The following is a 14,083-nucleotide window of genomic DNA, read 5'->3' on the forward strand; positions in this document are numbered from 1 at the left end:
GGGTTTCCGGAAGGTGAACGATGTGGTGTCCTGGAATGATGCATCCTGAGGTAAGTCTCAGGTAAGCTTTACGTGGCAAAATATGCTCACCAGCATTTCGTCGTTCTTTTAGAGATTTTGCCGAAAAGGGCGCTTTTTATGATCACGGCTTCCCTCGCTTACACGATCCTGTCGCGGGACATGACGTCGAGCCTCAACAAGGTTGCGTCGCAGACGACGGTCAAGAAGGATGCCCAGTATTACGCCGACCATATAAACAAGGTCACCGACGTCGACGACTTCCTCGGCGACTACAAGCTCTACAGCTATGCGATGAAGGCCTATGGCCTCGAGGACATGACCTACGCCAAGGCCTTCATGAAGAAGGTGCTGGAAAGCGATCTCACCGATCCCAACAGCTACGCCAACAAGCTTTCCGATACGCGCTACCGCGAGTTCGCCGCCGCCTTCAATTTCAATGCGCCGGAGAAGGACGTGCAGACGGACGCGCAGGAGGACGACCTCATCGGCCTCTACAAGCAGTCCTTCATCGATGCCGACAAGGCCGCGACTGCCGAGAGCACCTATTACAGCAATAATATCGATAGCGTGCAGACCGTTGACGACCTGGTCAACAACACCCGGCTGCGCACCTATGTGCTGAAGACCTTCAAGATCGATCCGACCTATGCGTCGAAGGACTTTCTGCGGCAGGTGCTGACGAGCGATCTCAGCGACCCCACGAGCGTCGTCAACACGCAAGGTGGCGACAAGTACAAGGCGCTTGCCGCCCAGTTCAGCTTCAACACGGATGGCACAGTCACCGGCACGGCGCAGACCGCAGCGCAGAAGGCCTCGGTCATCGAGTCCTACACCCTGAATTCCCAGTCCGTCATCATCGACAATTCGGTCGGTTCGGATGTCTACTACGTCGGCAAGACAGCGGCCGAATACAACAAGGCCTATTACACTGCGAAGATCGGCACGATCACCAATGTCGACGATCTGGTCGCCGACAAGCGCCTGGTCTCCTACATCACGACGGCCTACAGCATGGGCGCCGATTTCACCCCGGCAGCACTGCGCACGGTGCTGACTGACCCCGGCTACGCCCAGCTGATGGGCTTTACCAATGTCTACAATGCTTTCAACTTCAAGGCTGACGGGTCGACCTCCAGCACGGCGCGCGTCCAGTCGGTCGACCAGGCAAACAGCCTGCAGGCGGCGGCATCGAGCACGAACAACTATTATACCGTCACCTCGCAATCGAGCAGCATCACCAATGTCGACGACCTGCTCGCCGACAATGTGCTGGCGCGCTACATCAAGGATGCCTACGACCTCGGCACGAATTTCAGCAATGCCGACCTGAAGAACATCCTGACGGATTCGGCCTATGCCGCGGCCCAGGGCCATGCCGATCTCAATGCCGACTTCAATTTCCAGGCGGACGGCTCGATTAACGGTTCCGTGATCCAGACCGCAGCGCAGCGGAAATCGACCACCGACAAGTCGGCGGCGAACGCCACGCATTTCAACGGCATGATCGGCAATGTCACCAATGTCGATGACATCATGTCCGATGCTGTTGCGGTCAGCTATATCAGAAACAGCATGCAGATTTCCGACAGCGTCTCCGATGCGACGTTGAGGACTTTCCTCGTCGACCGCACGGCTGCCAGCGCCCAGGGCTACAGCGACGTTCACGATCTCTTCAATTTCAAAGCGGATGGTTCGGTCGCGACCCTTTACGCCACGCAGACGGCAACGCAAAGTGCCAGCACTGCCAGCAAGGCCGACAATGCGGCAGTCTACTACCAGTCGACCATCGCGGGCATCTCAAATGTCGATCAGTTGCTGACGGACCAGAAGCTGAACAATTTTGTGCGCAACGCCTTCGGCATCCCATCGACGGTCAGCGACGTCGCTCTTCGCAATATCCTGACCGATCAGAGCGGCACCGGCACCTATGCCGACGTTGCCGCCGCCTTCAACTTCAAGGCAGACGGCACGCTTGAGGACGGTATGGCGGCCCAGACTGCCAGCCAGATCAGCAGCACGAAATTTGCCGCCACAGCGCGCGCAGACGATTATTCCGCCCGGATGGCGACGATTACCAATGTCGATGATCTGCTTGCCGATGACGCCATCACCAATTTCCTGAAGAGCACCTACAATCTGCCGTTCGATATCTCGAATGCCGATCTGAAAAGCATCCTGACCGATGCGACGGCCGCTGCCGCAGCCGGCCACGCCGATCTCAATGCCGACTTCAACTTCGCCGCCGACGGATCGCTTCCAGTGGTGAGCTCGGTCCAGACGGCCGATCAGGCACAGACCACCAACGACAATTACGCGGCGCGTTATGACGACGAACGCGACGAGGCGATCGACGAGGTCGCATCCAACTACCAGAAGCTTATGGCCGACAGCAGCAGCCTGCTGAATTTCTCCGACGTCAAGAGCGTCAATGATTTCCTGCGCAGCAATTCGGCCGCCGATTTCAGCAAGAGCAATGACAATCTGCCGGATCTCTATCATGTGGCGCTGCAGGCCTTCGGTCTGACCGACCAGGACGTCCCGCGCTCGATGATGCGTAAGATCCTGACGAGCGATGCCTATGATCCGGATGGCTATATTGCCTCGCTCAAGGATGAACGCATCACCAACCTTGCCCGCGCCTTCAACTTCGGCCCCGACGGCAAGGCGGCATCACCCTTCCAGGCGCTTCCCGACGCGACCATGGCCAAATATGCCACCGACTATAGATCGCATATCACCATGCTGATGAAGGACGGTCCGGTGAAGGACAAGGCAGCGAAGGATGCGACGGCCGAAGTCGATTATTTCGCCAAGGGCATGGCAAAGGTAAAGTCGCTCGACGATTTCCTGGGTGACAGCCGGCTGACCGACCTGGTGCTGAAGGCGAACAACCTTGACCCCAAGGATTACGACAAGGCGACGCTGAAGAAGATCTTCACGTCCGATCCTGACGACAAGAAGAGCTATCTCAACGCCACCGCCGATGCGCATTTCAAGGACATCGTCGCCGCCTTCAATTTCGACAAGGACGGTAACCTGACCCGCGCCAAGATCGGCACCATCCAGAACAAAGCGGCCGAGGAGCATACGCAGGAGCTCTACGTCCAGCAGACGATGGAAGCCCAGGAAGGCGAAAGCAATGACGGCGTCCGCCTGGCGCTCTATTTCAGCCGCAAGGCCTCGAGCATCACTTCGATCTATGGGATTCTCGGCGACAGGGCGCTTTATCAGGTCATCACCACCGCCTACAGCCTGCCGTCGCAGATCTCCGGCATGGATGTCGCCAAGCAGGCCGATCTCATCAACCGGTTCGTCAAGCTCGAGGATCTCCAGGATCCGAAGAAGGTCGACAAGCTGCTGCGCCGATTCACCGCGATGTACGACGTCCAGAATGCCACCCAGCAGTCGCCGGCGCTGATGATCCTGACTAACGGCGGTACGCAGTAGGCCTGATGACGTGCCGGTCAACCTCACGGATCGAGGCTGACCACTTTTCCCGGGTTCATGATATCGGCTGGGTCGAAGGCGCGCTTGATGCGGCGCATCAGCTCGATTTCGATTGCCGGGCGGATCGCCGCCAGTTCGTCGCGCTTCAGCTGACCGATGCCGTGCTCGGCCGAGATCGAGCCGCCATGGGCAAGCACCAGTCCATGCACGATATGGTTCATCTCATGCCAGCGGGCAATGAAGGCATCCTTGTCGGCGCCGACCGGTTGAGAAATATTGTAATGAATATTGCCGTCGCCCATGTGGCCGAAGGCGCAGATGCGGGCGCCCGGCATGGCCGCCATCACCGCTTCTTCGGCCTCGGCCATGAAATGCGGGATCTTCGACACGGGCACGGACACATCGTGCTTGATCGACCCGCCTTCCGGCTTCTGCGCATCCGACATGCTCTCGCGCATGTGCCAGAGCGCCTTCTGCTGCGCCACGGATGAGGCGATTGCGGCATCCAGCACCAGCCCGGCCTCGAAGCCCTGTTCGAGCACGCCATTCATCATCCGCTCCGCCGTCTCGGCCGAATCCGACGTCGAAATATCGATCAGCACGTACCAGGGATAGGCGGCCTCCAGCGGATCGCGCACGCCGTCGATGTGGCGCGTGGTAATCTCGACGCCGAAACGCGGCATCAGCTCGAAACCGGTGAGCGAGGCGCCGCAGAGGCTGGAGGCCAGGTTGAAGAGGGCAAGGGCATCGGTCACCGAATTCAGGCCGGCGAAGGCCACCTGATGGCCGAGCGGCTGGGGAAAGAGCTTCAGCACCGCGCCGGTGATGATGCCGAGCGTGCCCTCGGCGCCGATGAAGAGATCGCGCAGGTCGTAGCCAGTATTGTCCTTCTTCAGGCGGCGTAAGCCGTCCCAGATCTCCCCGGTCGGCAGCACCACTTCGAGGCCGAGGCAGAGCTGACGAATATTGCCATAGGCAAGCACGGCCGTTCCGCCGGCATTGGTGGAAAGGTTGCCACCGATGCGGCAGGAGCCCTCCGAGCCGAGCGACAGGGGAAACAGCCGCCCATGCGCCTCGGCCGCCTTTTGCACCTCGGCAAGGATGGCGCCGCCGTCTGCCACCAGCACGTTCGCCACCGGATCGACATCGCGGATCCTGTTCATGCGCTCGAGCGACAGGATGACATCGGACTCGCCCTGACGCGGTGTCTGGCCGCCGACGAGGCCGGTATTGCCGGTCTGCGGCACGATCGCCGTTCCGGTCTCCGTCGCAAGCTTCATGATCGCCGAGACTTCTTCGACCGAACCGGGTTTCAAGAGGAGAGGGGAGGAGCCGTGATAGAGCCCGCGGTTTTCGATCAGATGCGGCGCAAGGTCGGCCTCGCTGCGAAGCGCGTACTTGTCGCCGACGATCGCAATAAAGCGGTCGAGATCCTCGCTGGAAATGCTGCTCATCGGGCTCGATTCTCCATCCTGTTCCTGGTCCTTCAGTCGCGGGGTGCGGCTGCCCGCTGCAGGCGGTCGTTGATCGCCTCGCCCAGCCCCTCCTCGGGAATCGGCGAAAAGGCAATGCTCCGGGCGCCGCTGGCATCTGCCCGCTTGATATAGTCGAAAAGATTGGCGGCTGCCTCTGCCAGGTCGCCGCGCGGGCTGAGATCGAGGACGATCCGTGCACTGTCCGCGCCGGAGACCGCAGCGCTGCCGAAGGCGATCAGCGCTTCGCCGGGTTCGACTGCCGTTGCATTGAGGCGCACGGAAGCACCCGGCGCGTAATGCGAGGCGAGCATGCCCGGCGCCTCGATGGCCGCCGATGCCGCCTTCGCACGCAGCAGCGGTTGGCCTGCAATGCGTTCGATCTCGCGCGCCGCCAGTCCACCCGGCCGAAGCAGCCTGAGTTGGCCGCCCTCTGCCTTGACGATCGTCGATTCGACGCCGACGGCGCTTGGGCCCGCATCGAGGATCAGCGGGATTTTCGCCCCGAGATCGGCTTCGACATGGGCGGCACTCGTGGCGCTGACCCCGCCTGAGGTATTGGCGCTGGGGGCTGCAAGCGGCCGTCCGAAGGCGCCGATCAAAGCGCCTGCAAACCCCTTCGGCACGCGGATGCCGACGCTGTCGAGCCCGGCAGTCGCCAGCGAATGGATCGGACTTTCCCGCTTCAGCGGCAGCACGAGTGTCAGCGGACCGGGCCAGAAGGCTGCAGCGAGCGCCCGCGAGACCGGGTCGAACTCGGCATATTCTTCCGCCATCGCGAGATCGGCCATATGGCAGATCAGCGGGTTGAAGCGCGGCCGTCCCTTTGTCTCGTAGATGCGGGTGATGGCCAAAGGATTGGTGGCGTCGGCTGCCAGGCCGTAGACGGTCTCCGTCGGGATGGCGATGGCAAAGCCGTCGGCAAGAGCGGCTGAGGCCGCCACGAGCGCTGCCTGCCTGTCTGCCTCTATGTCGATCGTGAGTGCCATGTCCTGCCCGTGTTCGTCCCGGCAGTCATTAGGCTTTCCGCCGCCTGCGATCAATCGCGTTGTTCATCTATGCATGTCGCCCGAAACTGTGCAGCGGTTTTGGGACCACGACATGCATCAAGCAAGGACCGCGTCGCAGCTTTAGAGTTGCCGGATGATTTCGCGCAGCTGTTCGTTGCGGGCGCCGAGCAGCAGGATGTTGCGGATCGCCGCCTGCGGATCATGCGTGCGGAAGAGCAGGCCGTTGCCGCGCACCGACCGGTCGATGGTCATCTTTTCCGCGGACCCCTCGCCGGGTTTGATCGCGACGGCGAAATACATGCGGGAATAACCGACATCGATGCGCTCGAAGAAATTGTCGTTCTCGCCGATGTCGGAATAGAAATTGGAGATGTAGAAGGCCCAGCTCACCTCTTCGTAATGGGCGAATTTCGTCCGCGCGGCGGTGACGTGGCAATAGCCGAGATGCGGGCTGTCCTCCAGCGTCCGGTGAAAGATCATCTTCGGAAACTGGATCGAGTGGTGAAAGCCGTTGATGTGCTGATGCGTCTTTTCGCCGGCGACCTGCAGCTTGCGGCCGGTCTTTGCCGCGACCTCATCATGGCTGAAATAGCGTTTTTCCTCGGCCAGCCAGTGCCGCCGCTCGCGGGGGATGCGACCAGTGCGCAAAAATTCGGAATGCGCGGCAATCAGCTGCGGCTCTTGCAGTTTACTTGCTTCTTTCGCGTCGAAATAACGGAGTCTGGCCATGGTTCGCGTTCTTCGGTCCGTCTGAATTCGCAGCAGGATAGGACCGTATGCTTAAGGCGATGTTAAAAAATCGCCCCGCCACCGGCCGGCTGGGAGGCCAAATGCCGGCAGATGTCGCAAACGCGACTGACATCGATATCAGGCAGCCGACCTCTTTGCGGAGCGGGTCTTTACGCCATGTCGCAATTGACGATAATTGCCCGGAGAGTCGGGCGATGTCATCGACCGGGATCGGCAGCTTGCGGCTTGCCGCATCCTGTCGTCAATTTCGAAGCCGATGTCGCATTACAACCAAGCGGCAGCCATGCTCGGTGATTTAATGGCGCCATGAACAATTCTCCCGAAGGAGAAGGAAGCGGGCGCGCTTCCGCCGGCCTTCTTGCCGGAAGGCGGCAGCCGGGTGCACGAGGACATGAAGATGGATATTCGCAGCAACGTTTTGCGTCAGCTCAAGAGCCGCCGTGAGGGCTTCAGCCTCGAACAGCCGTTCTATATCGACGAGGATTATTTCCAGCTCGACATGGAAATGATCTATTATCGCGACTGGCTGTTCATCGGCCATGATTGCGAGCTGCCGAAGCCGGGAGCCTATTTCACCGTCCAGATCGGCAGCTATCCTGTCGTCATCGTCCGCGGCCGCGACAATGTCATCCGTGCCTTCCACAACAGCTGCCGCCATCGCGGCTCGCGCGTCTGCACCAAGGAGCACGGCTCCTCCGTACGTCTCGTCTGTCCCTATCATCAGTGGACCTATGATCTCGACGGCAAGCTCGCCTTCGCCCGCCACATGGGCGACGATTTCGACAAGACGGGCTTCAACCTGAAGCCCGTCCATTGCGAAATCGTCGCTGGCTATGTCTTCATCTGCCTTGCCAATACCGCCCCGGATTTCCAGCCGGTGCGCGACAAGATCGAACCCTATGTCGCGCCGCACCGGATCAGTCAGAGCAAGGTCGCTTTCCAGAGCACGATCATCGAGAAGGGCAACTGGAAGCTTGTCTGGGAAAACAATCGCGAGTGCTATCACTGTGCCGCCAATCACCCCGAACTCTGCCGCACCTATCCAGAGGCTCCGAGTGTCACCGGCACGGATGGCGGCGCCGACGATCCCGAGATCGCCGGTCACTGGGCGCGCTGCGAGGCGGCCGGCCTGCCGAGCAAGTTCCAGATTTCGCCGGACGGTCAGTTCCGCACCGCCCGCATGCCGCTGATCGAGGATGCCGAGAGCTACACCATGTCGGGCAAGCGCGCCGTCAAGCGCCCGCTCTCCGACGATATCTCGATCGGCCATATCGGCACCATGCTGCTCTTCCACTACCCGACGACGTGGAACCACCTGCTCGGCGACCACGCCATCTCCTTCCGGGTGTTGCCGCTCAGCGCCAATGAGACGGCGGTGACGACCAAGTGGCTTGTCCACAAGGATGCCGTCGAAGGCGTGGATTACAATCTCGAGGAACTGACCCACGTCTGGACCGAGACCAACGATCAAGATCGCCGTATTGTCGAGGAAAACGCCTTCGGCATCCACTCGCCCGCCTATGAGCCCGGCCCCTATTCCTCCCTGCACGAGGGCGGCGTCATGCAGTTCCTCGAATGGTATTCGAACTTCATGGTGAACCGCCTGCAGGGCGATCAGGCGAAAATCTCTGCCGTTGCCTGATCGCATCGCCGGCGCCGGTTAATCTCCGGTTCAGTTCAGACTCGCTAAAAGGGAAAGCAGCCGGCCCCGGCCGCTTTTGGAACCATTCGGGCGCGAAAGTGTTGCTGGGCAGGCGGTGATCGCTGTTGAATGGGAGTTGAAGCAATGATCGGGCTGAGAAACAAAATTGCGACCGCAGTTCTGGCTGCCGCCGTGGTGCTGACGGGCTTTGCGCCGTCGCAGGCAATCCAGATGCCCACCGCCCCGCAGGTGGAAAAATCCTCTGCCGTCGAGAACGTTCAGGACCGCCGCTACTATCGCCCCGGTTACCGGCCCGGCTATCGCCCCGGCGCCTATTATCGTCCTGGATACCGCCCCGCTTATCGCCCGGCCTATCGGCCCGGCTGGTACGGCGGCTATCGCGGATATTCCTATCACCGCCCGGGATACCGCCGTTATAACGGCTACTGGTATCCGCTCGCCGCCTTCGGCGCCGGCGCGGTCATCGGCGGCGCCATTGTCGCGCAGCCGCGTTACGTTGCGCCTGCGCCCCGCATGGGTTCGAGCCACGTCGCCTGGTGCGCCAACCGCTACAGGTCCTATCGCGCCTACGACAACACGTTCCAACCCTATAACGGCCCGCGCCAGCAGTGCTATTCGCCGTATTGAGGCTGGGCATAGGAGGCGCGACGCGCCTCCGATCGCTAAGTGTCAACGCAGCGTGATGCCATAGGCGCAACGCCATTCCATTCGTTGCGTCGGCGGCGAGTTCGGCCGGAACGTAACCCCACCCTCCATCAGCCGCGGGCATGGATCCTCGGGTCGGGCCTGAGGATGACGGAGGGTGGGGTGAGCTTCTGGAGCAAGTACCGCGACGTGTGGGGAATGCGCCTCCCCGACAGTGACGACGAACCTTCACCTCAAAGAATATCCACCCGCCTCAGCAACCACCAGGCAAGCGCGACGGAGGCGACGATGAGGACGACGGCGTATTCGGTGCCGTAGTCGCCGACGGCGAAGGGTAGGTTTGCGGTGTTCATGCCGAAGAAACCGGTCACCAAGGTCGGCGGTAGCAGGAAGGCCGTCATGATCGACAGCAGATAGAGGTGGCGGTTGGTTTCGGAGGATTGCTTCGAATCGATTTCTTCGTGCAGCAGGCGTGCCCGGTCCTGCAGCGCATAGATATCGTGGTCGACCGTTTCCAGCCGGCTCGTCAGCCGCCGCGCCACATCGTCGAAGCCGAAGGGCATCTCGTCGTCGTCGGCCGCCGCCGCCCGGCGCATCAGCGCCAGCACGGTGCGCAGATGCCGATGCAGCCTGACCACGGTGCGCCGCACCGGCGCCAGGCGCCGGCGTTCATCGCGCTGCGCGCTGTCGTAGACGATGTCCTCGATCTGGTTCAGTTCTTCGGTGAGCTCGATGACGATCGCAATCAGCGTGCGCTGGAATTCGATCACCAGCAGTTCGAAGAGATCGACCGGCCGCGAGAATTTGCCAGGATTCTTATCGATCAGCGCCCGCGCCCGTTCGAGGCTGCGCAGCGGCTGCAGTCTTGTGGTGATGATGAAGCGGTCGGACATGGCGAAATGCAGCCAGCCGAGATTGTTGGTATCCTGGGCGAAATCGCGCTGGCAATCGACGAGCGTGCCATAGAGCATCTGTTCGTCGACGGTGATGGCCGCATGCGTATCCCGCGTCGTCAGCGCCGATTTCGCGTCCTCCGTCAGCCCCTCCAGCGTATCGAGCAAGGCCGGCACGCGGGCGTCGACAAGGTTGAGGTGCAGCCAGTAGAAACAGTTGTCGGCGGTCAGTTCCGCCACCGTCGCACTGTTGTTCAGCCGCACCGCAGTCTTTTCGTCGGGCGAGAAGCGATAGGCCCAGACGAAACCGGGTATGTTGACGGGCAATGTATCCATTGGTCGCCGATCCTTTGCGAAGGCGATATCATTCCTTAAAGTGTCTCCATGACGTCTATTTATGCAACGGTGCAAGTGCAAAGCGACATCTCGGCCAAACTATCGCACGACCACCAAAGAAATCGAAATTGACGTTTACGTAAAAATCAATTAGCCCTTGCCTCGGAGGGGCTTTGCCGCGCGCGAGGCCGGTCTGCGGAGGAAAAACCATGTACAAGGCGCCCGTCGAGGAAATCGCGTTCACGTTGAAGCATGTCGCGGGCATGGGCGAGGCGATTTCAACAGGCCTTCTCGGCGATCTCGGCGAGGATCTGGTCGACGCCATTCTCGCCGAGGCGGGACGTTTTGCCACAGAGGAAGTGGCGCCGCTTGCCGAAATCGGCGATCGCCAGGGCGCCCGCCTGATCGATGGCGAGGTCAGGCTGCCGGATGGCTGGCGCGATCTCTATCGCCATTGGATTGCCGGCGGCTGGAACGGCCTGACGGCTCCCGAGGCTTTCGGCGGCCAGGCCATGCCGCATATGCTGAATGTCGCAGCACTCGAAATGTGGAATTCCGGTTCCATGGCCTTTGCGCTCGCCCCGACCCTGACGATGGGCGCCATCGAGGCGGTCAGCGCCCATGGCAGCGCTGCGTTGAAAGACAAATATCTGGAAAAGATGGTCTCCGGCGAATGGACCGGCACGATGAACCTGACCGAGCCGCATGCCGGCTCCGATCTCGGGGTGCTGAAAGCCCGCGCCGAGCGCCGCGACGACGGCAGCTACCGCCTCTTCGGCCAGAAGATCTTCATCACCTGGGGCGAACATGACGCGGCCGACAATATCATCCATCTGGTGCTGGCCCGCCTGCCGGATGCGCCGGCCGGTACACGCGGCATCTCACTCTTCCTGGTGCCGAAATTCCTGGTGAACGACGACGGCTCGCTTGGGCCCCGCAACGATCTGTTCTGCCATTCGCTGGAGCACAAGCTCGGCATCCATGGTTCGCCGACCTGCACGATGATCTACGGCGACGGAAAATTCGGCGGTGAAAAGGGCGCTGTGGGCTGGCTGGTCGGCGAGGAGAACAAGGGGCTCGCCTGCATGTTCACGATGATGAACAATGCCCGCCTTGCCGTCGGCATGCAGGGCGTGGCGATCGCGGAGGCGGCCACCCAGAAGGCGCTCGCCTATGCCAAGGAACGCACCCAGGGCAGGGCGCCGGGCGCAAGCGGCGCCGGCATGAGCCCGATCGTCGAACATCCCGATGTCGCCCGCATGCTCCTCACCATGAAGGCGCTGACGCAAGGGGCACGCGCCATTTCCTATGCCTGCGCCCATGCGATCGACATGTCGCACCGGGCAGGTGACACCAACCGCCACTGGCAGGAGCGCGCCGCCTTGCTGACGCCGATTGCCAAATCCTTTTCGACCGATGCCGGCGTCGACGTCGCCTCGCTCGGCATCCAGGTGCATGGCGGCATGGGCTTCATCGAGGAGACGGGCGCGGCGCGTTATCTCCGCGATGCCCGCATCGCCCCGATTTACGAGGGCACCAATGGCATCCAGGCGATCGACCTCGTCACCCGCAAACTGCCGCTTTCCGGCGGCGATCAGGTGAAGGGCTTCATCACCGAGCTTAAGCAGATCGCCGACGGCGTCCGCCGCTCCAATCTCGATGGTTTCGGCGAGACCGCTGTGAGGCTCGACGTTGCGATCGCCGATCTCGAGCAGGCAACCGCCTGGCTGATAAAGACGCTTGCCGAGAACAGGACCGCCGAGGCGCTCTCGGGTGCCACGCCCTATCAGCGCCTGTTCGGCCTCGTGCTCACCGGCTGTTATCTTGCCAAGGGCGCTCTCGCCGAGGGAGCCGATGGGGCAGGTGAAAACCGCATCGCGCTCTGCCGCTTCGCCGCCGAAAACCTGCTGGCCGAAACCGCAGCCCTTCGCGACCGGGTCGTCAATGGCGCAGCAAGCCTTGCCGCCGCCCGCATCCTGCTTGCCTGAGGAGACCTTATGACCGATCACATCATCGTCGAGCAGCCTTCCGCCCATCCCGGCGTCCAGTCTATCCGCTTCAATCGGCCGGAGAAGAAAAACGCCATCACCCGCGCCATGTACCGCACCATGGCCGATGCGCTGAATGCGGCCAACACAAATCCTGGCATCCGCGCCACCGCTTTGCTCGGCACCGAAGGCTGCTTTTCGGCCGGCAACGACATGAACGATTTTCTTGCTGCCGCGATGGGCGGCCGCGGCCTGGAGCAGGAAATCCTCGACTTCCTCTATGCGCTGGTGAATGCCGAAAAACCCGTCGTCTCGGGCGTCGACGGCCTTGCGATCGGCATCGGCACGACGATCCATCTCCATTGCGACCTGACCATCGCATCCAGCCGCAGCCAGTTCCGCACACCCTTCGTCGATCTGGCGCTGGTGCCGGAGGCCGGTTCCAGCCTCGTCGCGCCGCGCCTGATGGGGCATCAGCGCGCCTTCGCCCTGCTGGCCGCCGGCGAAGCATTCTCAGCCGAGGAAGCGAAGGAAGCCGGCCTGGTCTGGAAGGTCGTTGAGTCAGGCGAGGTCGATGCCATGACGCTTGGCCTCGCCGCAAAGCTCGCCGCCAAGCCGCCGGAGGCGCTGCGCATCGCCCGCGATCTCATTCGCGGCGATCGTGGCGAGATCATCGCCCGCATCGACGAGGAGGCCCGCTATTTCTCCGCGCGGCTGAAAAGTGCCGAGGCGCGGGCGGCCTTCGAAGCCTTCATGCGTCGCTGAGCGGCGATCTCGGTCGTTTCCGAAGTATCTATGGCAAGCAGGCCGACACCAGCACCAGTCCGGGAGCAAACGGATACCGATTAGACCGCCGGCACATTGAATACCTCGCCGGCCCTGAGCGGCCGGAACCGTTCCGGGGGAATATCATGCTCGTTCATTGCGTCTTGCAACGCTTTTGCCGGCGCGTCGACCGCCTCATTTGTCAGTTGGAACGTGGCGAAGTGATGCCCGGCCACATAGGCCGCATTTGCCAACTTCATCCCGATCACCGCTTCCTGCGGATTCTGGTGCTGCCCTTTCATGAACCATCGCGGCTCATATGCGCCGAAGGGTAAAATGGCCAAACGAAAGTCGCCATGCTTCTGCTGTGCCGCTTTGTAATTGATGCCGTGGTGAAAGCCCGTATCTCCGACGTGATAAATTTTCCCGGCTGGAGTCGACAAAACGAACGACGCCCAGAGTGCCATCCGGCGATCGGCGGTTCCGCGGGCGGACCAATGGTGTGCGGGCTCCGCATCGATGCTTATTCCAGCGTGCGAAATGCGCTCGCCCCAGTCCATCGATGTCGTCTGTATATCGGGCACGGCACGGCGAATGATCGTGTCATTGCCAAGTGGCGTCACGACACGCGGCCGATGCTTCGCACCCAACCGCCTGAGCGTTGCGATATCGAGATGATCATAATGATTGTGCGACACCAGCACGAGATCAATTGGCGGCAAATCATCGAACGCGATGCCCGGTTGGACGACGCGCTTGGGTCCGGCAAAAGCGAAGGGGCTCACGCGCTCTGACCACACCGGGTCAGTGAGGATATTGAGCCCAGCGACCTGCACGAGCATTGTCGCATGGCCGACCATGGTCACCCTTAGACCCTCGCCGTCGACGTATGGATCCGGCTTGGCCGCCGCGTACGGACTTGGGACCGACCTCGGCCAACGCTCACGGCCACCGCCGAATTGCCAGCGCAGCAGATCGCGGAAACCAAGGGGCTCGATACCTTCGGGATTGAAGAAATGCGTGCCGTCGAAGTGATCGGACACTGGGCCGTTATAGTAGGGGTTGCGTCTTTTGGTCTTTCCGACAGGCACGC

At 61.5% G+C, this 14,083-nt stretch carries 10 protein-coding genes; 5 read left to right on the plus strand and 5 right to left on the minus strand.

Annotated features, from left to right (window positions below):
• Positions 1–138 precede the first annotated feature (138 nt).
• The gene (locus B5P46_RS07495) at positions 139–3,468 is read left to right on the plus strand and encodes a DUF1217 domain-containing protein (RefSeq protein ID WP_129418128.1); all 3,330 of its coding nucleotides are present in this window, start codon (positions 139–141) and stop codon (positions 3,466–3,468) included.
• A 23-nt stretch (positions 3,469–3,491) separates the two neighbouring features.
• Here B5P46_RS07495 and B5P46_RS07500 read toward each other — a convergent pair whose 3' ends face one another.
• The 3 genes from B5P46_RS07500 to B5P46_RS07510 all read right to left on the minus strand — a co-directional run bounded on the left by B5P46_RS07500 (position 3,492) and on the right by B5P46_RS07510 (position 6,679).
• Complete coding sequence (locus tag B5P46_RS07500; RefSeq protein ID WP_129418129.1) at positions 3,492–4,922, minus strand: FAD-binding oxidoreductase; 1,431 nt, start codon at positions 4,920–4,922, stop codon at positions 3,492–3,494.
• Between the two features lie 32 nt (positions 4,923–4,954).
• Entirely contained in the window at positions 4,955–5,929 is a 975-nt protein-coding gene (locus B5P46_RS07505; RefSeq protein WP_129418130.1) for an L-threonylcarbamoyladenylate synthase, read from the minus strand.
• Between the two features lie 141 nt (positions 5,930–6,070).
• A complete protein-coding gene (locus B5P46_RS07510) occupies positions 6,071–6,679 on the minus strand; it encodes a DUF6656 family protein (protein ID WP_129418131.1) in 609 nt (202 codons plus the stop codon).
• 418 nt (positions 6,680–7,097) lie between these two features.
• On the opposite strand from B5P46_RS07510, the gene B5P46_RS07520 reads away from it, so the two are divergent.
• Both B5P46_RS07520 and B5P46_RS07525 read left to right on the plus strand, forming a co-directional pair.
• Positions 7,098–8,342, plus strand: coding sequence for an aromatic ring-hydroxylating oxygenase subunit alpha (locus B5P46_RS07520; RefSeq protein WP_129418132.1), 1,245 nt, complete (start codon positions 7,098–7,100; stop codon positions 8,340–8,342).
• Between the two features lie 144 nt (positions 8,343–8,486).
• Positions 8,487–8,990, plus strand: a complete 504-nt coding sequence (locus B5P46_RS07525) for a BA14K family protein (RefSeq protein WP_129418133.1) — start codon at positions 8,487–8,489, stop codon at positions 8,988–8,990.
• A gap of 251 nt (positions 8,991–9,241) precedes the next feature.
• Here the strand turns inward: B5P46_RS07525 and B5P46_RS07530 are convergent, their stop codons facing one another.
• Positions 9,242–10,237, minus strand: a complete 996-nt coding sequence (locus tag B5P46_RS07530) for a transporter (protein ID WP_129418134.1) — start codon at positions 10,235–10,237, stop codon at positions 9,242–9,244.
• A gap of 209 nt (positions 10,238–10,446) precedes the next feature.
• Between B5P46_RS07530 and B5P46_RS07535 the strand changes: the two genes are divergently transcribed.
• Together B5P46_RS07535 and B5P46_RS07540 are read left to right on the plus strand one after the other, a co-directional pair.
• Complete coding sequence (locus tag B5P46_RS07535; protein WP_129418135.1) at positions 10,447–12,225, plus strand: acyl-CoA dehydrogenase; 1,779 nt, start codon at positions 10,447–10,449, stop codon at positions 12,223–12,225.
• Positions 12,226–12,234: 9 nt separating this feature from the next.
• Complete coding sequence (locus tag B5P46_RS07540) at positions 12,235–12,990, plus strand: crotonase/enoyl-CoA hydratase family protein (protein WP_129418136.1); 756 nt, start codon at positions 12,235–12,237, stop codon at positions 12,988–12,990.
• Positions 12,991–13,070: 80 nt separating this feature from the next.
• Here B5P46_RS07540 and B5P46_RS07545 read toward each other — a convergent pair whose 3' ends face one another.
• Positions 13,071–14,081 (minus strand): MBL fold metallo-hydrolase, encoded by a 1,011-nt coding sequence (locus tag B5P46_RS07545; protein ID WP_129418137.1) that lies wholly within the window; start codon positions 14,079–14,081, stop codon positions 13,071–13,073.
• Positions 14,082–14,083: the final 2 nt, after the last annotated feature.

Origin of the sequence: Rhizobium leguminosarum (assembly GCF_004123835.1) — a bacterium.
Lineage (GTDB): Bacteria > Pseudomonadota > Alphaproteobacteria > Rhizobiales > Rhizobiaceae > Rhizobium > Rhizobium leguminosarum_M.